Annotated in this window: 28 protein-coding genes; 17 read left to right on the forward strand and 11 right to left on the reverse strand. The window is 52.4% G+C overall.

The window, feature by feature from the left end; all coding sequences use genetic code 11:
* Positions 1 to 7: 7 nt before the first annotated feature.
* On the forward strand, positions 8 to 1,840 hold the full coding sequence (locus JFL75_RS18515; protein WP_215628152.1) for a heparinase II/III family protein: 1,833 nt from the start codon (positions 8 to 10) through the stop codon (positions 1,838 to 1,840).
* Between the two features lie 12 nt (positions 1,841 to 1,852).
* On the forward strand, positions 1,853 to 3,703 hold the full coding sequence (locus JFL75_RS18520) for a DUF2264 domain-containing protein (RefSeq protein ID WP_215628153.1): 1,851 nt from the start codon (positions 1,853 to 1,855) through the stop codon (positions 3,701 to 3,703).
* 14 nt (positions 3,704 to 3,717) lie between these two features.
* On the opposite strand, the gene JFL75_RS18525 is transcribed toward JFL75_RS18520, so the two are convergent.
* From JFL75_RS18525 to JFL75_RS18560, 8 genes are all read right to left on the reverse strand, one after another.
* Positions 3,718 to 4,353 (reverse strand): lactate utilization protein, encoded by a 636-nt coding sequence (locus JFL75_RS18525; RefSeq protein ID WP_215628154.1) that lies wholly within the window; start codon positions 4,351 to 4,353, stop codon positions 3,718 to 3,720.
* 9 nt (positions 4,354 to 4,362) lie between these two features.
* The gene (locus tag JFL75_RS18530; RefSeq protein ID WP_215628155.1) at positions 4,363 to 5,532 is read right to left on the reverse strand and encodes a glycoside hydrolase family 88 protein; all 1,170 of its coding nucleotides are present in this window, start codon (positions 5,530 to 5,532) and stop codon (positions 4,363 to 4,365) included.
* A gap of 19 nt (positions 5,533 to 5,551) precedes the next feature.
* On the reverse strand, positions 5,552 to 6,319 hold the full coding sequence (gene kduD / locus JFL75_RS18535; protein ID WP_215628156.1) for a 2-dehydro-3-deoxy-D-gluconate 5-dehydrogenase KduD: 768 nt from the start codon (positions 6,317 to 6,319) through the stop codon (positions 5,552 to 5,554).
* Positions 6,320 to 6,360: 41 nt separating this feature from the next.
* Positions 6,361 to 7,194, reverse strand: a complete 834-nt coding sequence (gene kduI / locus JFL75_RS18540; RefSeq protein ID WP_215628157.1) for a 5-dehydro-4-deoxy-D-glucuronate isomerase — start codon at positions 7,192 to 7,194, stop codon at positions 6,361 to 6,363.
* Positions 7,195 to 7,249: 55 nt separating this feature from the next.
* Positions 7,250 to 7,963: a GntR family transcriptional regulator gene (locus tag JFL75_RS18545; RefSeq protein ID WP_215628158.1), complete on the reverse strand. Its 714-nt coding sequence runs from the start codon at positions 7,961 to 7,963 to the stop codon at positions 7,250 to 7,252.
* Between the two features lie 205 nt (positions 7,964 to 8,168).
* On the reverse strand, positions 8,169 to 9,425 hold the full coding sequence (locus tag JFL75_RS18550; RefSeq protein WP_215628159.1) for a Glu/Leu/Phe/Val family dehydrogenase: 1,257 nt from the start codon (positions 9,423 to 9,425) through the stop codon (positions 8,169 to 8,171).
* A gap of 151 nt (positions 9,426 to 9,576) precedes the next feature.
* Positions 9,577 to 10,980, reverse strand: a complete 1,404-nt coding sequence (locus JFL75_RS18555) for a phospholipase D-like domain-containing protein (RefSeq protein WP_215628160.1) — start codon at positions 10,978 to 10,980, stop codon at positions 9,577 to 9,579.
* A gap of 199 nt (positions 10,981 to 11,179) precedes the next feature.
* Positions 11,180 to 12,334, reverse strand: a complete 1,155-nt coding sequence (locus JFL75_RS18560) for an aldo/keto reductase (protein WP_215628161.1) — start codon at positions 12,332 to 12,334, stop codon at positions 11,180 to 11,182.
* A 177-nt stretch (positions 12,335 to 12,511) separates the two neighbouring features.
* Here JFL75_RS18560 and JFL75_RS18565 point away from each other — a divergent pair, with 177 nt between their 5' ends.
* The 5 genes from JFL75_RS18565 to JFL75_RS18585 all read left to right on the forward strand — a co-directional run bounded on the left by JFL75_RS18565 (position 12,512) and on the right by JFL75_RS18585 (position 16,652).
* Positions 12,512 to 12,838 (forward strand): DUF4491 family protein, encoded by a 327-nt coding sequence (locus JFL75_RS18565; protein ID WP_215628162.1) that lies wholly within the window; start codon positions 12,512 to 12,514, stop codon positions 12,836 to 12,838.
* A 134-nt stretch (positions 12,839 to 12,972) separates the two neighbouring features.
* Entirely contained in the window at positions 12,973 to 13,485 is a 513-nt protein-coding gene (locus tag JFL75_RS18570) for a DUF2007 domain-containing protein (protein ID WP_215628163.1), read from the forward strand.
* Between the two features lie 90 nt (positions 13,486 to 13,575).
* Entirely contained in the window at positions 13,576 to 13,881 is a 306-nt protein-coding gene (locus JFL75_RS18575) for a phasin family protein (protein ID WP_215628164.1), read from the forward strand.
* 9 nt (positions 13,882 to 13,890) lie between these two features.
* The gene (locus JFL75_RS18580) at positions 13,891 to 15,576 is read left to right on the forward strand and encodes an ABC1 kinase family protein (protein ID WP_215628165.1); all 1,686 of its coding nucleotides are present in this window, start codon (positions 13,891 to 13,893) and stop codon (positions 15,574 to 15,576) included.
* Positions 15,577 to 15,602: 26 nt separating this feature from the next.
* Entirely contained in the window at positions 15,603 to 16,652 is a 1,050-nt protein-coding gene (locus tag JFL75_RS18585) for a 2-hydroxyacid dehydrogenase (RefSeq protein ID WP_215628166.1), read from the forward strand.
* Between the two features lie 21 nt (positions 16,653 to 16,673).
* On the opposite strand, the gene JFL75_RS18590 is transcribed toward JFL75_RS18585, so the two are convergent.
* A complete protein-coding gene (locus tag JFL75_RS18590; RefSeq protein WP_215628167.1) occupies positions 16,674 to 18,086 on the reverse strand; it encodes a methyltransferase in 1,413 nt (470 codons plus the stop codon).
* A 69-nt stretch (positions 18,087 to 18,155) separates the two neighbouring features.
* A complete protein-coding gene (efp, locus tag JFL75_RS18595; RefSeq protein ID WP_215628168.1) occupies positions 18,156 to 18,719 on the reverse strand; it encodes an elongation factor P in 564 nt (187 codons plus the stop codon).
* A 214-nt stretch (positions 18,720 to 18,933) separates the two neighbouring features.
* On the opposite strand from efp, the gene JFL75_RS18600 reads away from it, so the two are divergent.
* The 10 genes from JFL75_RS18600 to JFL75_RS18645 all read left to right on the forward strand — a co-directional run bounded on the left by JFL75_RS18600 (position 18,934) and on the right by JFL75_RS18645 (position 26,366).
* Positions 18,934 to 19,215 (forward strand): hypothetical protein, encoded by a 282-nt coding sequence (locus JFL75_RS18600; protein WP_215628169.1) that lies wholly within the window; start codon positions 18,934 to 18,936, stop codon positions 19,213 to 19,215.
* Positions 19,172 to 19,648 carry an NADase-type glycan-binding domain-containing protein gene (locus JFL75_RS18605; protein ID WP_215628170.1) on the forward strand — a complete coding sequence of 159 codons (477 nt, stop codon included), beginning with the start codon at positions 19,172 to 19,174 and terminating at the stop codon, positions 19,646 to 19,648. The genes JFL75_RS18600 and JFL75_RS18605 overlap by 44 nt, the downstream gene beginning before the upstream one ends.
* 77 nt (positions 19,649 to 19,725) lie before the next feature.
* Entirely contained in the window at positions 19,726 to 20,280 is a 555-nt protein-coding gene (locus JFL75_RS18610) for a hypothetical protein (RefSeq protein WP_215628171.1), read from the forward strand.
* Between the two features lie 272 nt (positions 20,281 to 20,552).
* Positions 20,553 to 21,107: a DUF6652 family protein gene (locus JFL75_RS21015; protein WP_490337724.1), complete on the forward strand. Its 555-nt coding sequence runs from the start codon at positions 20,553 to 20,555 to the stop codon at positions 21,105 to 21,107.
* Positions 21,108 to 21,134: 27 nt separating this feature from the next.
* On the forward strand, positions 21,135 to 21,776 hold the full coding sequence (locus JFL75_RS18620; protein WP_215628173.1) for an HAD family hydrolase: 642 nt from the start codon (positions 21,135 to 21,137) through the stop codon (positions 21,774 to 21,776).
* Between the two features lie 71 nt (positions 21,777 to 21,847).
* Positions 21,848 to 22,357, forward strand: coding sequence for a hypothetical protein (locus JFL75_RS18625; protein WP_215628174.1), 510 nt, complete (start codon positions 21,848 to 21,850; stop codon positions 22,355 to 22,357).
* Positions 22,358 to 22,446: 89 nt separating this feature from the next.
* Positions 22,447 to 22,920 (forward strand): hypothetical protein, encoded by a 474-nt coding sequence (locus JFL75_RS18630; protein WP_215628175.1) that lies wholly within the window; start codon positions 22,447 to 22,449, stop codon positions 22,918 to 22,920.
* A 205-nt stretch (positions 22,921 to 23,125) separates the two neighbouring features.
* Entirely contained in the window at positions 23,126 to 23,923 is a 798-nt protein-coding gene (locus tag JFL75_RS18635; RefSeq protein WP_215628176.1) for an electron transfer flavoprotein subunit beta/FixA family protein, read from the forward strand.
* Between the two features lie 12 nt (positions 23,924 to 23,935).
* Complete coding sequence (locus tag JFL75_RS18640; protein WP_215628177.1) at positions 23,936 to 24,937, forward strand: electron transfer flavoprotein subunit alpha/FixB family protein; 1,002 nt, start codon at positions 23,936 to 23,938, stop codon at positions 24,935 to 24,937.
* A 1-nt stretch (position 24,938) separates the two neighbouring features.
* The gene (locus JFL75_RS18645) at positions 24,939 to 26,366 is read left to right on the forward strand and encodes an FAD-binding oxidoreductase (protein WP_215628178.1); all 1,428 of its coding nucleotides are present in this window, start codon (positions 24,939 to 24,941) and stop codon (positions 26,364 to 26,366) included.
* Here JFL75_RS18645 and JFL75_RS21000 read toward each other — a convergent pair.
* Positions 26,338 to 26,649 carry a leucine-rich repeat protein gene (locus JFL75_RS21000; RefSeq protein WP_215628179.1) on the reverse strand — a complete coding sequence of 104 codons (312 nt, stop codon included), beginning with the start codon at positions 26,647 to 26,649 and terminating at the stop codon, positions 26,338 to 26,340. The two genes, JFL75_RS18645 and JFL75_RS21000, sit on opposite strands and share 29 nt — an antisense overlap.
* Positions 26,650 to 26,663: the final 14 nt, after the last annotated feature.

Below are 26,663 nucleotides of genomic sequence, written 5' to 3' on the forward strand. Positions count from 1 at the left end.
GCGGCGTATGATACCCGACGCGGCGGTATTGCTCAAAGGACTCCGGGCCGGTACGGACCGGGGCTGCTCCGGCTCAAAATTGTTCCGGGAACTCGCCGGGGACAATGCTAAAGATGGTATCCTCAATAATCCGTCTCTGGCGGAATCCCTGGGTCTTCTTACGGATGCCCAGGACCGCCTCGCCGGTTCGGCCATCCCTGACCTCCCCTTCAGCCTCTTCTCGCTGTACCGCCGGAACGGCAGCCGCCTTGCCTATGAGGACCGGTATTTTGAACGGCGCAGGCGCCTTCTCGTATCCGGGCTTTCCGTCTGGCTCTGGGAGCGGCCCGGGGACGTAACAGCCCTGGAGGATATCCTCTGGGCCATCTGCGATGAGTATACCTGGAGCCTGCCGGCCCACCTCGATGATGCCCTTCCCGGGTTCGGGTCCGGCACAATTCTCCGGGACGGAATCGCCGTTGGCGGAACCCGGGATGACTCTTTGGTCCTCGATCTCTTTGCCTGCGAGACGGGTTTCGCTCTGGCGGAATGCTGCGCCATGACGGAGCATCTCCTGGACCGGGAGCTCATCCTCCGGGTCCGGGACACGGTGCGGCGGCGGATAATCGAAAGCTATATCACCCACGGGGGCTTCCAGAAATGGGAGTTAATGGATAACAACTGGTGCGCGGTGTGCGCCGGCAGCATTGCCGGAACGGCGCTGTATCTTGTGGAGGATGATGCCCTCCTGGGCGGGATTCTTTTCAAACTGATGCCTGCCCTGGATCGTTTTTTGGGCAGCTTTTCTCCGGACGGCGCCTGCCTGGAGGGGTTATCCTACTGGACCTACGGCGTGGAGTTTTATACCGCCGCCGCGGATCTGCTCTTCCGCCGTACCGCCGGCTCGGTGGACCTCATGGATGATCCCCGGCTCCCCGCCATTGCCCGGTTCCAGCAGTACTGCTATTTTCCCGGGGGCGCCACGGTCGCCTTTTCCGACGGCGGCGGCCGGGATGTTTACCGGACCGGCCTGGGCTGTTTTCTGGCCCGCCGTTTCAGCGGTGTTACCCTGCCGCCGGAGCAATACGGCATGGGGATCCTCGGCGACCACTGCCACCGTTTCGCCCCGGCTCTGCGGGACCTTCTGTGGACCGGCGGAACCCCGGAGAAAACCGGCGGTTCCTGGTGTACCGTATTCCCTGAAGCCCAGTGGATGCTCTGCAGCGGTGCTGGGGACACGGGATTTGCCGCCAAAGGCGGCTTCAACGATGAACCCCACAACCACAACGACACGGGCAGCTTCATCTTTTACCGGAAAGGCTCTATGCTTCTCTGCGACCTCGGAGCCGGGGAATACACAAAGGAATACTTTGGCCCGGAACGGTACGGTTTTTTATGCACCGCCTCCCGGGGGCATAATCTGCCCATCATCGGCGGGCAGGGCCAGAAAGCGGGCGGGGAATTCCGCTGCGGTGATTTCGAATATGACGGCGAGGGTGGACTCTCCATGGACCTTGCCCCGGCGTACGGGATTCCCGCGTTTCGCCGGCTCGGACGGCGGTTCCGGTTTGACCCTTCGGCCGGATCGGTTTTGCTCAGGGATACCTTTGTGTTTGACGGTCCTTCCCTGGCGGTGACGGAGCGTTTCATCACCCTGGTCCCTCCGGCGGTCCTGGGGAGTACGGTCCGGATCGAATCCAACGGCGCGGAATGTACGCTTTCCTCCGGAGACGGGACCGAACCGTCGGTCGCCGCCGAGGTTTACCGGGACCACAGCGGAAACCCGGTGACGGTGTATTTCACTGACTTTTCTTTCAATTCCCCGGACAGGGAATTTTCCTGTTCATTTACAATCGAATAACGTGGAGGCACTATGGACCCCTTTGATTTTCCGATTCGGCAAAACCCCCTGAAAACCAGGGACGATCTCCGGCAGAGCCTCGTTGATCTTCTGGAACCCCTGAACCGACACGTTTCCGGCGGCGGGTACGACCTGGGCCGCACCGCCGCCCATTACTCCCCCCGGGTGGCGCTCATGGAGGGCTGGAGCCGGACCCTCTGGGGAATCGCGCCGTTTATCGCCGGCGGCGGGGACTATCCCAATATCGATGAAGTCATGGCGATTCTCACCAAAGGCCTCGATGAAAATGATCCCGGCTGGTGGGGTGTTCCCCCGGACAGAGACCAGCGCCTGGTGGAAATGGCCGCCATCGCTTTGAGCCTTATGATCGCCCAGGAGACCTTCTGGGATTCCCTCAAACCGGACCAGCGGAAAACCCTGGCGCGGTGGCTTGGCCTCATCCAGGAGCGGGAGCTTCCCGCCAACAATTGGCATTTCTTCCGGGTCCTGGTCTGCACCGCCCTGCGGCGTCTCGGGCTCCCGGTAAACGAAAAGGCGGAGCGGGAATCCTTTGATCTTATTGAATCCTGCTACCGGGGCGACGGCTGGTATATCGATGGCAGCAACGGGGAATACGACTGGTACAATCCTTTCGCGTTTCATTTTTACGGGCTGATCTACGCGACAATCAACGGCGGCCGTGACCCGCAGCGGGCGGAGCGGTATACTGAACGGGCCCGGCTTTTCGCTCCCCGGTTTATTACGTGGTTCCGGGACGACGGTTCGGTGGTTCCCTACGGCCGGAGCCTCATATACCGGTTCGCGGCGGTTTCCTTTTTTTCCGCCTGCGCCTTCGCCGGCCTTGAGGTTTTTCCCTGGGGGGTGATGAAGGGACTGGTCCTGCGCCACTTCCGGTGGTGGTTTTCCCGGCCCATCCTCGACGCCGGAGGCATTCTTTCAGTGGGGTACGCCTACCCGAACCTGATCATGGCTGACCAGTACAATTCCCCGGGGTCACCCTACTGGGCGCTCAAGTCCTACCTCGTCCTGGCCCTTCCCGACGGTCATCCCTTCTGGGCCGCCGAGGAGCAGCCCCTGCCGGCGGATCTGCCCGAAGTTTCGGCGGACCCGGTTCCGGGTTTCCTGGTATCCCGCTCGGATGAGGACGTGCAGCTTCTGGTTCCGGGCCGGTACCCGGTCTACGAAGTGGTTCAGGCCGCGGCGAAATACGGCAAGTTCGCCTATTCCGCCCGGTTCGGATTCTGCGTTTCCCACGGATCCTACGACCTGGAAAAAACCGGCTGTGATTCTACGCTGCTTTTTTCCGAAGGGGACAATTACTGGCGGGAGCGGCGGGCTGTCCGGGACCAGACAAGCGGTCCCAACTGGACCCGGTCCCTCTGGAGCCCCTGGCCGGATGTGACCGTTGCCACAACCCTGGTTGCCCTGGGAGCCTGGCACGTCCGTATCCATAAAATTGAAAGTTCCCGGACACTGGACGCGGTGGAAGGGGGCTTCTCCGTGCCGCTGTACTGCGGCCGGGAACCGGCGGTTCCCCCGGAGACCCGGGCGGATACATCCCGGGAAGCCCTGGTGTCCTTTGCCTGGGGCGCCTCAAGAATTGCCGCCCTTGAGGCCGGATCAAACCGCACCGGAACCCTGGTGGAGCCGAGCCCGAACCTCAATCTGCTGGAGCCTTCCGGGATTATCCCCGTATTGAAAGGGAAGGTGAAGCCGGGAATCACCATCTGGGTTACCGCGGTCAGGGCAGGCGATCCCGGCCCGGCAGCTTCGGAAAAACCGCCCCGGGTCGTTATTGAGGATGAAAAAACCGCCGTGGTGTTCCGGAGCGGCGGAACCCAGGCGGCGGTTCTGGAGGTGTAATCAGAACGGCGGGTTCAGAATCCGACATCCTCGTTGACAATGATAATGCTGTACTTGCCGGGGAATTTTTGGGCGTTCATGGTTATGAGAAGCTGGTTGCACATCCTGTCGGGGATGTTGCAGTCCCCGCAGTAGCCCGTTTCGGCGCAGGGGGTGGCGTGTCCGTTCCGCCTGCAGTTCATCGGGGCAATGCTCCGGGCCCGGGTCACCGCGGCTTCCAGGGTGGGAACGATTTTGTTGACCCCCGCCACCACTATTACGTGCCGCGGGCCGTAGGCTATGGCCGCCACCCGGCTGCCGGAACAGTCGAGGCTCACCAGTTCTCCCGCCTCGGTAATGGCGTTGGTCCCGGTGATAAAGTAATCCGCCAGAAGACTGTCCCGGCAGACTTCAAAGTGGTCGTCGCAGTCGTACCGGTCGTAAAGTTTGTATTCCCCGTTCCGGAGTACTCCCAGGATGTCCATGGCGCTTAATGTTTCGCTGCCGCCGAGACCCACGGAGACACCCTTGGGAAGACAGGTTTCAAAAAGAATCTTCTTTGCCTCCGCCAGGTCTTCCGCGTAATACGCGGCCCAGCCTTTGTCCCGGAGCGCCGACACGACTGTATGCCCGTGTTTTTCTCCGAACCATTTCCGGTACTGATTATCCATGGGACCTCCTCACCAATAGGGTGTCCAGTCTTTCGAAAGCCGGGTCAGGGCTTCCATGAAAAAATAATCCCCCCAGGATACACACTCATCGACCCCGTTGTTCTCGCAGGTGTTGTAGGGTGAATTCTTCGCGTAGGTTCCGTGCAGGAGGAGTCCGTTGCTTTCGGTGTCGTTCCGCACGGCGTAGCCGGCAATGAGCGACCCCACGGTCTGCCGGGCCAGTTTTCGGTACAGCCCGGCTTCTTCATCTTCGAGATACTCCGCCATCTCCAGGAGCCCGCAGGCGGTGATCGCCGCGGCGGAGGAATCCCGGGGTTCCTCCCCTTCGGTGAAGTACAGGTCCCAGTAGGGGACCATGTCCGCCGGGAGCCGGTCAAAGTAGAATTCCGTCATCTTCCGGAATACCTCCAGGTATTCCGGATTTTTCGTGTACCGGTAACTCAGGGCGGTTCCGTAAATTCCCCAGGCCTGGCCCCGGGCCCAGGGTGAATCGTCCTTGTAGCCCTGGTGGGTGGCGCCGTGGTCGGGCTCACCCGTTTCGGGATTAAAGAAGAACGTATGATACGCTGAATTATCGGGGCGGAGGATTACCCTGAGGCATGTTTCGGCGTGGGCCAGGGCGACCTCCCGGTACCGGGCATTGCCGGTCACTTCCGAAGCCCAGTGGAGCAGGGGCAGGTTGAGCAGGCAGTCGATGATGAGCCGGTAATTGTCCCTGGCTCCCAGGGGTCCCCAGGCCTGGATGAACCGGCCTTTCTCGTGGAACCGGGATACGAGTTTGTCCGCCGCCATCACCGCCGTTTCCTTTGCCCGTTCATTCCCTGTCAGCTTCCATGCGGCGACACAGGATAAAGAATAGAGGAAGCCCATGTCGTGGTGGTCTACTTTAATACCCCTGACGATCCGGTCCCGGAAATCCTCGGTCTGGATAAGGGCAGCGTATTTCAGGACCTCCCGCCGGCTGTGTTCCCAGGCGAGCCAGATCTCCCCGGTCCAGAATCCCGTGGTCCATTCGGTGTTTTCAATGGGATAATAAAAATTATTCCTGCTTGCCGGCGGCTGGAACCGGTAGGTGAATTCCGGCAGGTTTGCGTACACCCGGCCGGCGCAGGCATCCAGGGCGGCTGCTATATCACCGCCGGAGGCTTCCGCGATTCCGGGAAACAGATCGGTCTTCATGGGGTTCTCCTTAAAAAAATTACCTGCCGAGCCACCCGCCGTCCACGGCCAGGGTAAACCCGTTGACGTAATCCGACGCCGGCGACGCCAGGAACACCGCCGCTCCGGCGATATCCCCGGGGGTTCCCCAGCGGCCAGCGGGGATGCGTTCCAGGATAGCCTTGCTCCGGTTTTCGTCACCCCGGAGCTGTTCCGTATTGTCCGTGGCCATGTACCCCGGGGCAATGCCGTTGGTGTTGATTCCGTGCTGGGCCCATTCGTTGGCCATGAGCATGGTGATTCCCTTTACCCCGCTTTTTGAGGCGGTGTATGAAGGAACCCGGATTCCTCCCTGGTAGGAAAGCATGGAAGCGATGTTGATGATCTTTCCGCCGCGGCCCTGTTTCAGGAAGCGCCGTGCGGCGGCCTGGCACATGAAGAAAACCGTTTTCAGGTTTATATTCATAACCTGATCCCATTCTTCCTCGGTGAAGTCCACCGAATCGTTGCGGATGATGATCCCCGCGTTGTTCACCAGGATATCCACACCGCCGAAGGCTTCCTCCGCGGAATCGAATATTTTTTCTATGGGATCCATGGACCGGAGGTCCGCTGAGAGGTACTGGAATTTCCGGCCCGCCGCTTCCACCAGTTTTCCGGTTTCCGCCGCTGCGGGCGCGTGGCCCACCCCGAAAATATTTGCCCCCGCTTCGGCGAGGCCCTGGGCAATGCCCTGTCCGAGTCCTCTGCCGCAGCCCGTTACGATGGCCGTTTTTCCGTCAATCCGGAATGAATCAATGATACCCATGGGTTGCTCCTTTCCTATGTGTTTTCCGCAGGACCCGCGGGCTACCGCAGATCCTCCATGGCCACATGGTCCATGTCGTCAAAGGTCTGGTTTTCTCCGGCCATGCCCCAGATAAAGGTATACGCACCGGTACCGACTCCTGAGTGGATGGACCAGGACGGGGAAATGACGCACTGTTCGTTGTTCATGACGATGTGCCGGGTTTCCTGAGGCTGTCCGTGGAGGTGGAACACCACCGACCCGGGTTTCATGTCGAAATAGAAATACACTTCCATCCGGCGTTCGTGGGTGTGGCAGGGCATGGTATTCCATACCGATCCCGGTTCCAGGATGGTCATGCCCATGACGAGCTGGCAGCTCTGGCAGACCGCGGGATGGACGTACTGATAGATGGTCCGGACATTGACATTTTCCGGGTCACCCAGTTTGCGGGGGTTCGCTTTTTCAATGGGAATGAACACCGTGGGGTAGGCCGTGTGCGCCGGGGCGCTGACGAGGTAGAATTTCGCCGGGCCGCTGCCGCCGGAGGAAAACTCCACATCGGCGACACCCTTTCCGATATACATTCCGTCGCCTTTCTTCATGGGGTAATCGGTGCCGCCCGCGGAAACCGTTCCGTTTCCGGCGATGCAGATGATGCCCAGTTCCCGGCGGTCGAGAAACACGTCACTGCCGAAATCCTTGCCGCCTTCCAGGCGCAGTTTTTTCCCCGCCGGACAGGCGCCGCCGAACACCACCCGGTCTGAGTGGGTATAGCAGAGACTGATTTCATTTTCTATAAACGCTTTGTCAAAGAGAAAATGGTTCCGCATGGTTTCCGTGTCGTAATGTTTCGCGTCCCCGGGGTGCTCCCCGTACCGTATGTCGAGTTTCATCTGTTTGCCTCCGTTCGTTAATTCAATCGGTATTTTTTCGGGCTCCCGCCCGGAATTAACTCTGCATAAAATCCGGACCGGTATCCTCGAAGTAATCGGAGAATTCCCGGTATATCCGTTTTCCCAGCCGCTGTATCCCGCCGTTAAGGTGTTTGGTCATAAAGGGTTCCACCCCGTCCTTGTCCTTTTTCTGGATTATTGAGAACAGCTGTTCGTGTTCTTTTTCTATGGCTGAAAATTTGCGGGCTTCCACAATGTCGAGCATCCTGAACCGGGTGTAATGAACCTGGGCGTGCTGGATTTTGCGCCACAGCAGTTCTTTGTCCGTAGCCCGGAACCAGATCCGGTGGAAGGATGAATCTTCGGTGTAAAACTCCGGTGGGGTGAATTCGGTTCCCAGGAGGACGAGCTGTTTGCGGATGCCGTACCGTATTTTTTCGATCGCAAAGGGGTCGTATTGGTCAATGAAATCCCGGATAACCTTGGACTCGATGGCGATACGCATGTAGATTATCTGTCTGATGTGGTTGAGATTGATCCGGGTTACGGTGGTTTCCCGGTAAGGAATGTTCTTGATAAGCTTCGCGTCGGACAGCCTCTGGAACGCGGTACGCACCGGTGTCCTGGATACGGAGAAGCGTTCGCATATTTCGTTTTCCGAAATTACCGTTCCCGGCGGTATGGTCAGGTTGAGAATCTCGTTCTTGAGGGTCCTGAATATGAGGATCGAATTATCGTTCAGTTCCTTCGGTGCCGCTGTATCCGCCATAATTTCCTGTTTGTATACAATTATTTAGAATGTATACAAAAATTAGATTTGTATACATCGTATCACAGGTGCCGGAGGCTGTCAAACTTTTTGGCCTGTTCAATGTTTTGCGGGCGCGGATAAATAAAAAACCCCCGGGAAGCAGTCCGCGGGGGCCGGAAAACCCGGAAAACCGGTTAATTGCGTGATACGATACTGTACGGAATCACGGGAAGATCCCCCGGATGTTTTTGGCGGTGACCAGTTTTTTCAGGGCCAGACAGTAGGCGCTTGCCCGCAGGGTGATCTTTTTTTCCGTGTGCAGATCAAACACCTCGTCGATGGCTTTGCACATAATCCGGTTAAGGGTTTTGTTTACTTCATCCTCGTCCCATACCAGGGACTGGAGATTCTGGACCCATTCAAAGTAGGAAACCACCACCCCTCCGGCGTTGGCCAGAATATCCGGGACCACCACAATTCCTTTTTCCTCAAGTATCTTGTCCGCCGCAACCGTGGTTGGGCCGTTGGCACCTTCCACAATAACCTTGACCTGTATATCCGCGGCGTTTTTTTCGGTAATCTGGTTTTCCATGGCCGCCGGGACCAGAACGTCCGCGCCGCAGGTAATCAGTTCCTGATTGGTGATATGATTTACCCCGGGTTCATTGTAATCCTTGAGCAGCCTGCCCCGTACCGAGAGGTATTCCCGTATGGCGCTGATATTGAGGCCTTCGGAACTGTACAGCCCGCCGGATACATCGCTCACGGCCACGATTTTCGCGCCCAGTTCGGCGATAAGCTTGGCGGAAATACTCCCGACATTTCCCATGCCCTGAATCGCCACCCGGGCCTTGTCCGCGGGGATACCCAGTTTCTTCAGGGATTCCCGGGTGGTTATCATAACCCCCCGTCCGGTAGCTTCCACCCGGCCCAGGGATCCGCCGATTTCAATGGGCTTGCCGGTGACAACCCCGGGGATGGCGTGCCCCTTGAGCATGCTGTAGGTATCCATAATCCAGCCCATAACCTGGCCGTTGGTGTTTACGTCCGGCGCCGGAATATCCTGGTCCGGGCCGATGAGCGGAGCTATCATGGCGGTGTAGCGCCGGGTGAGACGCTGGAGTTCCGCGGAGGACAGCTTGGAAGGGTCGACCTTGACCGCGCCCTTCGCGCCGCCGTAGGGAATACCCACCACCGCGCATTTAAAGGTCATCCAGGCAGCCAGGGCCTTTACTTCGTCAATATTGACATCCTGGTGGTACCGAATGCCTCCCTTGCAGGGCCCCCGGGAGCTGGAATGCTGGACCCGGTATCCTTCGAAAATCTTTACGGTTCCGTCATCCATCATTACCGGAAATGAAACTTTTAATTCCCGTTCGGGATACATTGTTGTGGCGTAATCACTTTCAGCCAGGCCGAGTATAGAAGCTGCGTTCCTGATTGTTTCGAGAACATTATCGTAGGGGTTGTATGTACTCATAAATATCTCCTTGCGGGTATTGTAAGTATCTCCGGGACGGCACTGCGGACTCCCCGATTTTTCATGATAAATCATAAAAACTCCGGTGGCAAACAGTTCTTTTTAAATTTTGGTATTTACCCGGGATCTTTCCGGAGAGAGTTCTCGGGATTCATATCAGAAACTGAAAAAGCCGTGAAACCACCGATGCCGTGCCCATGATAAACTTCTTCATCCGGGATACCGGGACAGGAGCGACAGCGGGATTGGGTTCGTAATTGTTGTCCTGGCCCACCTTGAGGGAAGAACCTCGGTAGCTGTCCATGGCGCCGGAAAGGATGCTGGCGAATTCGGGGCTGTCTATGACGAGCATGGTTTCCGTGTCGATATAAAAACTCCGGTCGTCCAGGTTGTAGGAACCCACGGCGCTGAGCCGTTCATCAAAGATAAAGGATTTCCCGTGGATCGAATGGATGTCCTGGTATTCGTAAATCGAAACGCCGGTGCCGACGAATTTTTTCCGCTGGCTGCTGTAATTTGAAAATGCCGGGAAATTCGGGGACGATGCCATGGAATTGGTCAGGATACTTGTTTGCGCGTCGCTGCATGTTTCCGTCAGGGTTTCCAGGAGTTTACGGTTTGCCGTGGCATAGGGCGTCTGGATATATACCGTATCCGTGGCCTGGACCGCCAGATCGGCGAGCTGATAGCCGACCCAGGCTTCCTTGGGTCCCGCGTTGATGGGGTTGTATACCAGGGTGATTTTCGCGGCGGGAACAGTTTTGCCTTTGTAGTCTTCCAGCGTCCGGGAAAAGAACACGGGATAGCTTTCCTCAAAACGGGCACCCGCAGCCGAGAGTTTCGCGTAGAGCGGTTCATCGCGTTTACCGGCGCTCAGAGGCTTCACGTAGGGGGAATCCCAAAGGCTGTCCATGTAGTCCCGCACCTGATCCGCCGCTCCGGGCCCGGCGCCGGAGGCTTTCCAGACAAAGACATCCCGGTCGTTGGTGATTTTTCCGGTAAATCCCGGCGGGGCAAAATACTTATCGCCGATATTTCTTCCGCCCAGGAGCAGCAGTTCGTCATCCACGATAATAAATTTATCGTGGAGCAGGGCGTGCCATTTCCAGGGCTTGAGCCAGTTTATGGGATTGTACAGGCGGCAGGAAATGTTTTCATGGCTGTCCAGGGTTTTTAGTATGTTTGATATTTCTCCGCTGGTGACGCCGACTTTTCCGTCCAGGAGGATTCTGACTTTTACGCCGCGCTGCGCCGCGCTGAGGATTTCACCGAAAAACGCGTCGGTTGTTTCGCCCTTGTGAACCGTATGGTACGCAATATCCGCCGAACGGCGGGCGCTGCGGAGCATCCGGATGCGGATTCCCAGACCTTCCTGGCAGTCTTCCACCAGGGCAATCCGGTCCGGCCCGGGATCGCCGGTTTCGGATAAAAATTGCTTTTCCAGGGATTTCTTCGATTCTTCCCGCATTGTTTTCGGCCGGGCATAGGACAGGGTAGAAGCTCCCAGAACATAGAGCAAATATGCGATACAGGTGTATTTGACTGCCTTTCTCACCGCAGCCTGCTTTCCGGATTTCCGGTGTACACCTCCGGCCTGCGCCCGGAGGGCAGGTTCCCGCTTCCAAATCCGGCGCTTCCGAAGAACTACATATCAGGACCCCATCGGAAGCGTGTTGTACAATGCAGTACCAGCATCGGGAACGTATATACAATATACTGCCGCCGGGTAAATTCCCGAAGGAAAAACGTACCGCTTACTCAACCCAGCCTTTGAGCGCCTCATGGGACCGTTTGAGCTCGTCAATTACGGCAATATGCTGGGGGCATTTTTTTTCGCAGACACCGCAGGCGGCACACGTATCAACACCCTGGCCCGCTTTGGACATAAACATATAACTGCGTTTCGGCTGGTTGAAGTTATTGAACATGATGCCTTCGTTGTACCGGGAGAATACCCCGGGAATCTGTACGCCCTGGGGGCAGGGCAGGCAGTATTCACAGCCCGTACAGGGAATGGACGCCAGCGCCTCGTACTCGGTTTTTGCCTGTGCCAGGATTTCCTTTTCCGGTTCCGTAAGGCAGCCCGGCACCGCGTCGGGTTTGGAAAAAATTTCAATGTTTTCCTTGAGCTGCTCCAGGGTGGTGACTCCGCTGAGGATACAGCTGACCTCGGGATAGTTTATGAGATGGCGGAACGCCCACTCAACGGCGCTCCGTTTTGTATCCCAGGAATCGTAGAGCTTCCGCACCGGCGGCGGGGGAACAGCGAGGCCGCCTCCGCGGAGGGGTTCCATGATGACCAGGGCGGTTCCTTTTTCGCCCGCGGCCTTGACCGCTGCGGCGGTGGCTTCCTTATCCACATCGAGTAAATTCTGCTGAATCTGGCACATGTCCCAGGGGTAATAGTCAATGATATCCTTAAACCCGGAAAATCCGCCGTGATAGGAGAAACCGATTGCCCTGATCAGGCCTTCGGCGCGGAATTTCTCGTATTCTTCAATTATTCCGCGTTTTTTTATGGCTTCCCAGATGGAACTCTGAACATTATGGATCAGGTACACATCGATATAATCGGTCCGCAGTTTTTTGAGGGTATTTTCCAGGTTCCGCCGTATGTCGCCCTGGGTTTTCATTACCGAGAAGGGCTGTTTTGTGGCAATCCTGACCTTTTCACGGGTCCCGCTGCCGAGGGCTTCCCCGAGGATGGCTTCGCTCATGGTATGGTGGTATGAATACGCCGTATCGAAGTAATTGACGCCGTGGTCCACGGCGTACCGGATCAGCTCAAAGGTTTTTTCAAGATCCACCGACACTTTTCCCTCGCCGTCGATATTACGGGGAAACCGCATGCATCCGACCCCCAAGGCTGATACATCGTAACCAAGCTTTCCATACGGGCGGTAATTCATAGGAGTGTCTCCAGAAATAAGGAATGGATCAATTGTAATCTATTAATGAAAATCAATAAAGTATTCCCATATAAGGGACCCCCCATCAGCAGATCAGAGCATTCAGGTATTTGCAGATTCTGCAGTAATTTAATATAGTTAAAATAACTGTAAAATAATCTTTACCGCGGAGTGTCTATGTATTTTGACGGCCTAATCATCGGTTTGGCATCGTTTCTAATAATCGGGCTGTTTCACCCCCTGGTTATCAAGGGTGAATATCATTTCGGAACGGGAATCTGGCCGGTTTTTCTGGTGTTCGGTATCATTACCGGCGGCTTATCCGTTTTTATCGGCAGCAGCCTTGTCCGGGCCCTTTTGGGGGTCACGGCTTTCTGTTCCTTCTGGACGATCCATGAGCTTTTCGAGCAGAAGGAACGGGTACGGAAGGGATGGTTTCCCGTGAATCCCAAAAGAGCGGAAACCGCGCCGGAAGAACCCGGAGAAACCAGCCGGGCTGAATAAAAACTATCTTCTGTTTCCGCGGACAGCCCATGATCGAAGCCGCTTTTTTGAGGTCGATTTTTGAGGCGAACCGTGCGACAATATCAAGAAACGCGCCGGAATCCGGCTCGTGACTGTCTGTACCGGGGAGCGGAATGATAAAACTTACCATATTTGCCGTTGCTGTGATTCTCATCTTTGCGCTGATAAAAAGGCTTCGCGACAATTCCCCGGACACCGGGGATGCTGCCGGTGACGATACCGGCGAAGATGGTAAGGAATACGGAATGGAAACCCGTTTTTATGAGGAAGTCCGGAGCGGCAAAAATACGGCACCCATTGCCCGGGCATATTCCCGGTTCGATTCCATGTTTATAAAATCCATGCTCCAGTCCGAGTCGATTCCCTTTCATGTGGAATACGAACATATGAGCGGTCTCCGGAGCGGCGTGAAAATCGAAAATTACAACCAGATGGTTGTGTCGGTTCTGGATGAGGATTACGATGACGCCATCCTGGTGATAGAGGAATACATCAGCAATAAAAAAAAGGACCCGAAGCCGTCCCGGACACGGAACGTCTTTGAGGGGGTTCTTTTCGGCTGGTACGTGCCGTCTCCGTCATACAGCGACAGTGTGGAAATCATTCCCCGGAAAACCGGCGGGTAAAATCCTGCATTTATACTATAAAACGCCGCCGGGCTTTACTTTTTTTATTTTTTTTCTATATTACAAGATAGGATAAAAACGGAGGTATTTATGAATCTTATTGAATCCACATTTTATGCGGGAATCGGGCTTGCCCTCAAGGGCAAGGAGAAAATTGAAGCGGCGGCCAACAAGTTTGCCAAAGAGCAGAAGATGAGCGCCGCTGAGGGCAAGAAATTCGTTGACGGTGTTATGGCCTCGTCTGAACAGACAAAAAAAGACCTGGACAAAAAAATCAACGACGCCATTAAGGACGCGGTCGGCAAAATGGGACTGGCGACCAAAAAGGAAGTGGACACCCTTAAGGCAAAGGTCACAAAGCTTGAAACGGAGTTAAAGGCCGCCAAAGCTAAATAAACAGTTTTAATGGGCTTTTTAAAAAAAACCATAAAACATTCTCACCGGATAAGTGAAATTGTCGGTATACTGATTACCTATGGTATGGGGGACATCCTCCATAGCCTGCATGTTGCCGACAGATTTCGCTTTGTCCGGAAGCTTCTCCCCAAACGCGGTTCCCGGCGGATCGACCAGCTGACACGGCCTGAGGAAATCAGGCTTGCCGTGGAAGAGCTGGGTACCACGTTTATAAAATTCGGGCAGATGCTTTCCAACCGGCCGGATATTATTCCCGCGGATATTCTCGTACAGCTGGAAAAACTCCAGGATACGGTTCCGCCTTTTCCGGGGAAGGAAGCGGTAAAAATAATTGAAGAGGATCTGGGAAAACCCCTGAAGGAACTGTTCCTTGAATTTGATCAAAAGCCTATAGCGTCGGCATCCATCGCCCAGGTGCACCGGGGGGTGCTGTACGACGGAACCGAGGTCGCCATCAAAGTTCAGCGGCCGAACATTGCCCAGAACATAATCTCGGATACGGAAATCCTCTACGCTCTGGCGGAACTTGCGGAAAAACACAGCGAACAATACCGCAAATTCAACCCCACCGGAATTGTCCGGGAATTCGAGGCCGGTATAAAATGGGAACTCGATTTTACCCAGGAACGGACAAACCTCGAACGGTTCTGCGGCGACTTCAAGGACGATTCCCGGATCCACGTTCCCAAAGCGTACGCGGAATATTCCTGTACCCGGATCCTTACCATGGAGTTTGTGGAAGGTGTCAAGGTTTCCCGGATAACCGATGACGATCTTCCCGGATACGACCGGAAGCAGATCGCCGAAAACGGCGCGGACCTTATTCTCAAACAGATCTTCGTAAACGGCTTTTTCCACGCCGATCCCCATCCGGGCAATATTATCATCCTCGAAGACGGAACCATCGCGTTTATCGATTTCGGCATGATGGGTTCCCTCATGCCCCGCCAGCGGAGCGAACTTTCGAACCTGATCCTTGCCCTGGTTTTAAAGGATACGGCCCTGATAACCGACGCCGTTCTGACACTGACCAGGCGGCCGAACCATCCGGAAATCCGCGAGATCGAATCCTGTATCCAGGATATGGTGGACCATTATCTCGAACGCCCCCTGGAGGAACTCAATATGGCTGAGGTTCTCCAGTCATTGATTGATGTTATCCAGCGGTTCAATCTCAAAGTCCCCACGGATCTGACCCTCATGGCAAAAGCGCTGATGACCATTGAAGGGGTGGGCATGCAGCTTGATCCCGAATTCAGAATCTACGAATGTCTGCAGCGGTTTTCCTGGAAACTGGTGGAATCGAAATTTACCTGGAAGCGGCTTATGTCAGTGGGAATGCTCAGCCTTACCCAGGCAAAGCATATCCTGGAACACGCCCCCGGGGATATTTCTACTATTATCCGCAAGCTGAAACAGGGCAGGGTCCGGATTGAATTTGAACACCACGGTCTGGAGCCGCTCCAGCGCACCATAGATACCACCGGCAACAGGTTTATCGCGGGGGTTACCATCGGCTCTCTTATAATCGGTTCGTCCATTATGGTTCACGCGGATATTGCCCCGAAGTGGCACGGCATCCCGATCATCGGTGTCGCCGGATTTATTATCAGCGGCATTCTCGCCCTGATTGTCATTATCTCGTCTTTTTTCAGGCATTTCAAAGATAAGTAAACCATTCCCGTACTTCAGGAGCTTTTATGGACCGGGTTAAAATTGCGTTTTTCGACACAAAGCCCTATGACCAGGAGTATTTTCAGCGGATTACCGGGAACTATCCCGCGGATGTGAAGTATTTTCCCATGCGCCTCGGGCCGGATTCCGCGGCCCTGGCCGCCGGATACGACGGGGTCTGTATTTTCGTCAACGATTCCGTTGATGCCCAAACCGCGGATATTCTGTACCGCGGCGGCACGAAACTGATTGCCCTCAGGTGCGCCGGATACAACAACATCGATCTTAAAGCGGTGTATGAGAAAATACACGTTGTCCGGGTCCCCGCGTATTCGCCCCACGCGGTGGCGGAATACGCCGTATCCCTCCTGCTTACCCTTAACAGGAAAACCCATAAAGCCTATTCCCGGATCAGGGACGGAAATTTTTCCCTCAACGGACTGGTCGGCTTTGATCTGTACGGAAAAACCGCCGGAATTATCGGCACCGGCAAAATCGGCCAGGTCGCCGCGGAGATCCTGCGGGGATTCGGTATGGATGTCCTGGCTTCCGATCCCTATCCCAACGGCGAATGGGCTCAAAAAAACGGCGTCACCTATACCGGGCGGGATGAACTGTTCCGTTCCGCCGATGTGGTGAGCCTCCACTGTCCTCTGACTCCCGAGAATTACCACATGGTAAACGGAACGGTCCTCGATTCCATGAAACCCGGGGCCGTCATTATCAACACCGGCAGGGGCGCGCTTATCGATACGAAAGCCCTGATTGAAGCCATCAAGAAAAATAAAATCGGCGGCGCCGGGCTTGATGTGTATGAAGAAGAGGATGAGTATTTTTTTGAGGACCATTCCGGGGAAGTTATCCAGGATGATGTCCTAGCCCGGCTGATGACCTTTCCCAATGTACTCATCACCAGCCACCAGGCGTTTTTAACCAGGGAAGCCCTGGGAGCTATCGCCGAAACCACCATGAACAATATCCGTGATTTTTTTGAAAAGAATGAGCTTCCCCATGAAGTCTGCTACCGGTGCGCCCAGGACAGCTGTGTCCGGGAAAAAACCGGGAAGTGTTTTTAGCGTGACCGCCGGCGGTACATGCTAGTTCTCCGGGGCGGCGCGCCGGTATGCAAGCGCCCTGAATCCGTGTTTTTTTAAATCCCCCATCCGGGTAAAACCCGGTATCTTCTTCCGCTCGAACCGGTCGGCTTCCGTGGAAGGAAGGGCAAGTACGGCGATGCCGCCGGGCGCGAGAAGCGATTCCAGGGCCTCCCAGCAGGCCCCGAACCGGTCGGTTCTGGGAACGGTTTCCGGAAAAGCCGCGATAAATCCGTACCGCTGTGCCCCGGGGCGCCCCGGTATATCCCCGGCAAGGATCTCCAGCAGCCGGTCCCGGGCCAGGAGCAGATCCGCCGCCGGTACAAGGGCAGGCTCTTCGGCCGCCGCCGGAAAATTTTCCGATGCCGCCCTGAGGTTTAGCCGGGACGCTTCCAGGGCAAGAATATTCCTGCCGGACAAAACGAACCGGAGTCCCGGCTCCGTTCCGCGGCCAAGGTACGCGGACAGCCAGACCGGAAAATGGCCCTGGTCCGGTTCATGGACGAGGATCGCGTTATCCGACGCCGGACCCGGAAGAGAAAAATATTTGGCTATGTTCAGCTTGGTTACCAGTTTCGCCGCCGTCTGGACCCCGCTGCCCGGGGTATCGAAATCCGGAACCCCATGGATAGCTGTGATCCGGTAGGAAATATCTTCAATCCGGTATTCCCCGCGGCCCCGCAGGTATTCGGGATTTGCTGAAAGGAAGCCCGTTTCTGCCGGCGGCGTACCGGTTTTTCCGTGGCGGGCTCCCGCGGTTCCGGCGCGGCCGTACATAAAAACAGTATGGTCCTTTCCTGTTTCATCATGGTATACGGTAAAACTTTCTTCCCGTATCCGGGAGCGGAACAGTTCCGCCAGGGGATTCACCGCCACAATGAGGACCCTGCCGTTCGGGCTCAGCATCGCCGCGGCTCTGCCAGCAAAATCTTCCAGGATTGGGGTTCCGGCTTTTGCCGGTATATTGGACATGATCAGATCCCAGGAAATTCCCGGAGGCCCTGATAGGAGCGGTTCCGTATGGGCGCTCAGCAGCGATGGGGGAATTCCGTTCAGCCGGGCATTCGCCTCGGTGAAACCCCGGGCAAGCTCATCCCGGTCCTGAGCCCTGACAAAAGGCGGTCCTTCCGCCGCTTCCCGGCGCGGCTCCTCCGCGAGAACCTTGGCGGCGCATATTCCCATGACACCGGTCCCGCATCCCGCGTCGAGCACCGAGCGGGGGAGGGGCCGGCCTTCCCGCAGATCGCTGTCCCATTGCCGGGACAATACCTTGAGAAGAAACTTGGTGCCCGTATCGATATCCGCGGAGCTGAACAAGCCATGGGAAAGGTCAAACCGGAAATCCCTTCCCCTGAACCGGAAAGGAACCTGCTTTGTGCCGTATGCCTGGATGAACGGATCGTTTATTCTTTTCATACCTGCGGAATAAAGGAAGGCCGCCCGGAGGCGGCCCGATTGTACGTCGGGGAAAACAACCCGTTTTTTCTAGTTGTTTACCCGTTCCACGTATTCATTGGTTTCGGTGTTGACCAGGATTCTTTCATCCTGCTTGATGAACAGGGGCACCCGGACGGTGAGGCCCGTTTCGGTGACAATCGGTTTGGTGGCTCCGGAAACCGTATCGCCCTTTACGTAATTCTCACTTTCCGCCACGGTAAAGATAACCTTGTAGGGGATCTTGATATCGATAACCTTGCCTTCCCAAATAGTCACTTCGTAATTGTCGCCGTCCTTGAGGTAGAACTTTTTGTCGGGCATATCCGAAATGGGAACCTCGTACTGGTCAAAGGTTTCGTTGTCCATGAAATGGTAGTTTTCCTGATCCGCGTACTGGTACTGGCAGGTATGGACATCCACCTGGGCGTCTTCCACTTCCTGCTGGGTCGGAATGGTCAGGCTGAGCACGGACCCATCCTTGATGCTCTTCATTTTTACCCTGGCAAAGGCTGTTCCTTTCCCGGGGCTGACGAATTCCCGTTCCGTTACAATATAGGGCTGACCTTTCTGAAGCAGACAGGTCCCTTTGGCGATATCTCCGCCTCGTATCATGCGATCCTCTCTTATTAAAGGGTTGAAGGATATACCGCATCCGGTACCATCCGTTGTATAGAAGGCGCCCTGGGACGCCGATTCTGCCTGAATGAGATTCTAGTATACAGAATTTTCCAGTTTTCGTCTATAAACAGAAGACCGGCACTATATTTTGATATACTATGTATTAATAGTTACCAGGCGTTTTTTTAAACGGTACTAAAGGGAACCCATGAAAACGATCATATACTGCTGGCTTTTTCTGTTTATAATTTCTTTCAATTTATACAGTATAAAAATCAGTGTCGGTGAAGCGGATATATCTCTGAGATTAACTGATACGGATTTTACTATTGATAATTACAATTTTGATCCACCGATAAAAGAAACGTATTCAGTTGAGTGGGAAGCAATCGATAATATGACTTATATAAAATTTAATTACACCGGACAAGCAATGGGAGAAAAAATTGCCCGGGGAGAAAAACGGTATCTGGTATTATTTTCTAAATGAATGTACCGCTGCCGCGACATCTGAATTGACAGAAGGAGAGACAACGTATTCCGCGGGCAATATTCTCAACACAAACATTCTTACTCCTTGGGTGGAAGGAGTCTCCGGAAACGGAACAGGTGAAAGAATACGAATCGAGTACAACCATGATTTACTATTCGGATTATATAGTTTGGAAATACTAAATGGTTATGCAGATTACAGCAAACCGTATTTATACGGGTATAACAATAGAATAAAAAAGATCAGAGTATACAATATAGGATATGATGAATATAGGGATTTTGAAATTGAGGATACCCCGCAGTATCAAAGCCTGGTGTTGGGCTTTGAAAATAAATCAAAAATAATTGAGATAGAGATTTTAGAAGTGTATCTTGGTTCAAGATGGAATGATACGTGCATAAACGCTATTATTCCAACTGGTTTTTGAGAATCAGAGGCCTGGCGTTGCAAGCCGTACGACGCAGCCGGCGCGGGGACAGAGATATGATGATAAAGGATAGAAGAATGAAGAAATATTTTTTATTTATTATGGTGACGGTAATTTCTACAATGGTATCAGCTGAAATAATGGATATTCCATTTTTACCAGAAGAATTTGATGTCGATATTTTGCAATATCCGCATATGTTATTAATTGATAATCCGGAATCGGAACAATTGGATTCATATTATACATTTACTGATAAAAATAATACATATCAAATACGATATGCATTTTTTAAGCAACAAGGATCAGAATCAGATCAGCAAAAACTTAAGATCCCATATAGTTTTCTTGTTTTGCCAATTATTTGGAATGTTGCAGGTTATGAAGAAATGGGAATTTCCAATTTTAATGATTCAGACGTTAAGGCGGAATTTAATGGTGACTTTGGTTCAACAGTATTTATACAAAATCCGACATCGGACTTTGGGAAAGAATACCGATACATAATGATCAATTTTTACTGCAAAGTAAATCAAGGAATAGTTGTTCAGTCACTGTTGTTTAATGATATAAATTTTGTAACCACCGAGCAATTTCTTGAAGTTTTTCATTCATTTAAATTTCAGGAATAAATCAACTTACTATGATTATTTATTTAGGCGATGATGTCTAAATACGGACCTGAATATAGACGTTATATTGGAAGAACTGTTGTATATGAAAGTAATAGACGGAAAAATCCAATAAAAATGTTGTCGCAATCAGCGCTGTGTATACCCTCGGGCATCCGCGGTCGCGCCTCCGGCTGGGTCGGCTTGGCGGCAGTGCAGTACCTGCCAAAAAATTAGTTGTATGCAATTTTCTCATTCCGTGCTATGGTAGCAGTGGTTTTTTTGAGGATAAAATGACACCAAAAAGTATTTATAAGCATTTATTTTTGGTAATAATTTTCCCATATTTGATACTATTATCTTTAGTATTGATATTTACTAATAGTTTTATTATTAAAAAGCTTTTTAATAACAATGGCCTAATCCTTTTATTAGTATTGATTGTTATGTATATTGCCGCATTAGCCTCTTCGATTACGGTCTTTATCAAATGCATCGTGAAAAAACAAAACGCACAGGAATTACTGCGGATAAATATGAAAATCAAATTAATACAAATTCCGGCCTACGTACTTATTTTTTTAGCCGGGCTGCTGCTGCTTTCTACCATATTTACCATGGGGATATCGGTTGTCTTAATGGTTCTGGACATCATGGCTGTCTTCTTAAGCGGGTTAATTGGGTTAGCCGGTGTGATACGAGGTTTTCTTGAAAAGAAAATATCCAAAAAAGCGTCGGTTATACATGGTTTCCTTCAGTTTATATTCTGCGCCGATGTCATTAGTTCCATAATCCTTTACAAAAAAAGCTTGCCGGATGATCTTACCGCAGAAGCCCCTATTAGTTAAAAAACGAAAATAGTATAAAGTTTCAGTATGAAAAATTTAGCTGATAAAGGTATTGACAGTATACTATTTGATTTGGACGGAACGCTGTGGGACGCAACCATCGCGTGCGCGCAGGCGTGGAATAAATCATTTGAAGAATGCGGATATAAAAATACAATCGGCAGGAAATTAATCAGGAAAATATCCGGATCACCATTAGATGTTGTGTTAACAGAATATTTTACCTTTATAAAAGAAAAGGATTACGAAAGGGTAATAAAACAATATCAAAAAAATGAACCTCAATATATGCAGACTATTGGGGGAAGGCTTTTCCCGAATGTAAGAGCCACATTACAAAAGCTGCGCAGTCACAAGAAACTTTTTATCGTAAGTAATTGTCTGAAAGGGTATATAGAAAACTTCATTGAGAAAAAAAGCCTGGAGAAAATATTTACCGGATATAAAAGTTCCGGAGAGACAGGCCAGGCAAAAAAAGAAAATATAAAAATGATCATCACGGAGTATAAATTAAAATCGCCCGTATATGTGGGTGATACACAGTGGGATTTTGAGGCAAGCAAGGGTAATAATATTCCATTTATATACGCAAAATACGGGTTCGGAGAAATCAATAACGCGGGATATGAAATAAAAAATATCAAAGATCTGCTGGAATTGATACGTTGATTTTGCAGACAAACGATACATAACAAATGTCCGGAACAAAAATAAACATGGAAAAAGTTTGATAAGGAAATATGAATATACTTGATATTATTGGTTTGATAACAGTAATCCTGCTTGTTATTGTTGATATTATGGAAACAATAGGGCAGCATACATTTGCCGTATTTTTTTATAAAATGAGTATACCTGTCTATTTTGAAAGAATTAAATCATGTACTGGGATGTTATTTGATACATTAAATGAAGAAATCGAATATAAAGATATCGTGATAAATATTCACAAAAACAACGAATATTTTTTAAGATTAAAGACTGAGTTAAAACTTCATCCCAAACAGATTTTTCCATTATGTATCTATTCAGTAAAAGTAAAAAACGGGAAGTATATTCTTAAACTTAGAGTGCCGCTAACGTATTTATGTTTAACCGCATTTATAGTAATTCTTTTTATTCAGGAAAATGTATTGTCTTACGGAATAATATTTTTTCTTATTATGCTTCTTTTTTTGGGACTGAAAATGTTTGCCAGAGTAAAAGAGAGTTTTAAAGAATTAATTACCGAGAAGGAAAAAGAACTCTAATAAAATGAGCTTTTGCCGGATAAGATTATTATTCCGGCAGTCATGAAAAAGTGGACGTATATCAAACTTGATAGTATCATAGCCGTATCATGGAAAACGGCCAGCCGCTCCAGTATCTGATGGAAGAGAATACATGGAGAAAAAATATTTTTATTGAGGCTCTGTTAAAAATATGTGGTGCCCTTCTGTATTTTCTGACCGCGAAACAGACACATGAAGATTCCTTCCATTACAGAATATTGGAATATGTCTTTACGAACAGCAAAACGGTAATTCTCGACAGGAAAAATAGGATTTTTCTCATTGAAGAACACGACCGGAAAGAAGAGATAAAAACTGAAGATATACGAACTATTATTTTGCGGCGGCACGCGTTTTTTGATTGGGAACGATTTTCGATTGACATATATGATAATGCCTTAAATGCGTATGAATGTTTTGATACGTATAATTACGGCAGAGCGGAAGAAGCCGTAAAAAAGATAGAAGAAAGCTTTGATATACCAGTGGCGGATAAAACCGCGGTAAACGGTTATGAAGGTTTCAGAAAAAGAATAGTATAATGACAATCCAAATCCCGGGGCCCTTCCGTGTCCAAAAAACGCCGGAATAATTCTAAAAAATGAAAAAAATTTTCATTGCCTTATTCTAAAAAGTATGTTAATTATAAATATGTGAAAAAAAGTTTTAGATTGGATAAAACCGGGCGGAAAATCCGCGGTAAACGGTAAAATATAGTATACCAAACCTTATATAAGGAGGTAATCCTTGAAGATACTCATACCCATCAAACAGGTCCCCGAGAGCAGCAATGTCAAAATGGACCCGGAAACCGGAACGGTCATCCGTTCGGGCCTTGAAAGTGTGGTAAATCCTCTGGATTTATACGCCCTGGAGACGGCCATCCGCCTCAAAGAAAGCTGCGGCGCGGAGCTGACCGCCATTTCCATGGGGCCGCCCCAGGCAATGAAGGTCCTCAAGGAAGCGGTAGCCATGGGCTGCGACCATGGGGTGCTCATTTCGGACAGGAAATTCGGCGGCGCCGATACCTGGGCGACGTCATACACCCTGTCTCAGGCGATCCGTAAACTGGGGGATTTCGACCTGATCATCGCCGGGGAGCGGGCCACCGACGGCGACACCGCACAGGTGGGACCGGCTATCGCCGCGTGGCTCGATGTTCCGGTTGCAACCTATGTATCGAAGATTTCAGAAGTCAAGGATTCCCGGATTTACCTGGAACGTCTGGTGGAGGAGGGGTACCAGATGCTTTCCATGCCCTTCCCCTGCCTTATAACGGTGGTAAAGGAAATCGCCGTTCCCCGGCTGCCGACCCTTAAGGGTAAAATCCGGTCCCGGGACATGGAAATACCCGTATTCACCAGTGAAAATATGGACCTAAACCCGGATTTTCTCGGCCTCAAGGGGTCTCCCACCAAGGTCGTCAGGATCAATACCCCTAAAGTCACCCGGAGCGGAAAGATTGTCCAGGCCGGGGATGACGAATCTCTCAACGCGGCGGCGGACGAGTTTGTGGTCTTTCTTGAAGAAAAAGGCATTTTGTAAGGAGACAGCGGTATGAATGAAGTGTGGACCCTGGCTGAACAGCACAACGGCCAGCTGAAGGCTGTTTCCTTTGAGCTCCTTTCCCGGGGGAGGGCTCTGGCGGACAAGCTAAAAGTTCCCCTCGTGTCGGTGCTCATCGGCGACGGTGTGGATGAATCCCGGCTGCGGGAACTGATCGAACGGGGCGCCGACAAGGTGTATGCCGTACAGGACCCGAAACTGTCCCATTTTGTGTGTGAAACCTACGCCAAAGTTCTGGGGCGGCTTATCGATGAACATAAACCGTCAATTCTGCTGGCGGCGGCTACGTCCTCGGGCCGGACCCTCATGCCGTATACGGCGGTCAAGGCCCACGCGGGATTGACCGCGGACTGTACGGAACTCGATATCGAGGAAGGAACCGGGAATCTGCTCCAGACGAGGCCCGCCATCGGCGGCAATATCATGGCTACCATAAAAACACCGGACCACCGGCCCCAAATGGCCACGGTCCGCCCCAAATCGTCCCGTCCTCTTGCCCGGGATGCTTCCCGGACCGGGACAATCACGAAGATTCCCCTGGACGAAACCCTCCTGGATCAGCGGGTCCAGGTAACGGGCTACCGGAAGGACGCGGAGGATTTCGTCAACCTGGAGGAGGCGGATATTGTGATCGCCGGCGGCCGGGGCCTTAAAAAGGCTGAAAACTTCGGTATGATCCGGAAGCTCGCCGATACCCTGGGCGGCGCCGTGGGTGCGACCCGGGAAGCGGTGGACCGCGGATGGATGGGGTATCCCCATCAGATCGGGTTAAGCGGAAAAACCATTTCCCCCAAACTCTATGTGGGCATCGGTATTTCCGGGGCTATCCAGCATTTAGCGGGGATTAAAACCAGTGAGCTTATCGTTTCAATCAATTCCGATCCCGACGCGGCGCTCCATAAGCTGGCGGATTTCGGCATTGTCGGAGACGCGTTCCAGGTGGTGCCGGCGATACAGAAACGGCTTGACCAGCGGAAAAGGGAGGATCAGTAATATGGCGCCGGTATCAGATACACAGTACGCTCCGGTCACCCCCAAGATAGCGGAAGAACTCAGGGGAATCCTGGGAAGCGGGAATGTCCTGGTGGACGAAGAAAAAATTGAAGCCTATTCCCACGACGAAACCGACGCAGCGGAGTACGGCCACATGCCCGAAGCCGTTGTCTTCCCTCTGACCGCAGAGCAGGTTGCCCAGGTGGTTAAGCTCGCTAACCGGGAACGCATTCCCGTAACTCCCCGGGGCGCGGGGTCGGGCCTTTCCGGCGGCGCCATACCGCAGCTCGGCGGTATCGTGGTTTCCCTGGAAAAGATGAACAGGCTTCTGGAACTGGACAAGGAAAACATGGTGGCCGTGGTCGAAGCCGGCATGGTCACCAACGATCTGGCCCAGACGGTTCAGGATGAAGGTCTCTTTTTCGCCGGGTACCCCATGAGTCTCCAGACCTGTGTCATCGGCGGCAACATCGCGGAAAACGCCGGGGGCGGCAAAGCCGTTAAATACGGAGTTACCGGCCGGTACGTCCTGGGGCTGGAACTTGTTACCCCCACGGGGGATATCGTCAACCTCGGAGGCAAACTGTCCAAGGATGTCAGCGGGTACGATCTCAAATCCCTGGTGGTCGGTTCCGAGGGAACCCTGGGGATTGTCACCAAGGCCATCATCAAGCTCATCGGATATCCGGCGGCGAAATCCGATCTTCTGGTGCTTTTCAAAACCCCAAAGGAAGCCATCGACCTGGTGCCGGTGATTCTTTCCAAAGGTCTTACGCCCACAAGCATTGAGTTTATGGACCAGCTTTCGATCATAACCAGCTGCCGGTACCTCAACGAAAGCCTTCCCTATGAAAAGGCCGGAGCCATGCTGCTCATTGAACTGGACGGAACCAATCCGGACCAGATTGAAATGGACCTTATCGATATCGGCAGGCTCTGTGAGGAAAAAGGCGCCATCGAAGTCTACGTTGCGGAAGATCGCAACAATATCGAACGTATCTGGAATGTCCGGCGCAACATCGCCGAAGCCTTCAAGGTTTTCAGCCCCGTGCAGAGCCTTGAGGATATCGTGGTTCCCCCGTCGCGGATTCCCGAGATAATCCCCGAACTTGAGAAGCTGGGAAAAAAATACCGGGTCCAGATTCCCTGCTACGGCCACGCCGGGGACGGCAACCTCCACGCCACCCTGGTCAAAGACCCGGATATGAGTATGGAGGAATGGAAGAAAAATGAAGTCCAATGTCTGGAGGAACTGTACGAAATCACGGAAAAACTGGGAGGCAAAATCAGCGGCGAGCACGGCATCGGCCTCAAACGCAAGACTTTTCTCAAGGAGCTCATCGACCCGGTGGAACTGGATCTCATGAAGGCCATAAAGCGTGCCTGGGACCCGAACAATATCATGAACCCCGGAAAGATTTTCGATTAACCCGGCGGCCGGGGCTCTCCATCTGTAGAATAAAATAAGCGATACGTAAAAGGCCCATCCAAAAGAGGAAGGGCCTTTTTCTATATATATCTGCTGTTACTGGCTTACGATATAATCGGCGTACAGGGACCAGTTTTGTGACCCCCCGGGGGATAAAAACGGAAGACAATGAAATGGAATGTTTGAAGGCATTTTCATCGATTTCCCTTAAACTTTCCGGTAACACCACCGAGGACAAGACTTCACAGTCACCAAAACCTCCCCTGCCGCTATAATTTGGCAAACAATATCGCTTAC

This window comes from Breznakiella homolactica (assembly GCF_016616095.2).
Lineage (GTDB): Bacteria > Spirochaetota > Spirochaetia > Treponematales > Breznakiellaceae > Breznakiella > Breznakiella homolactica.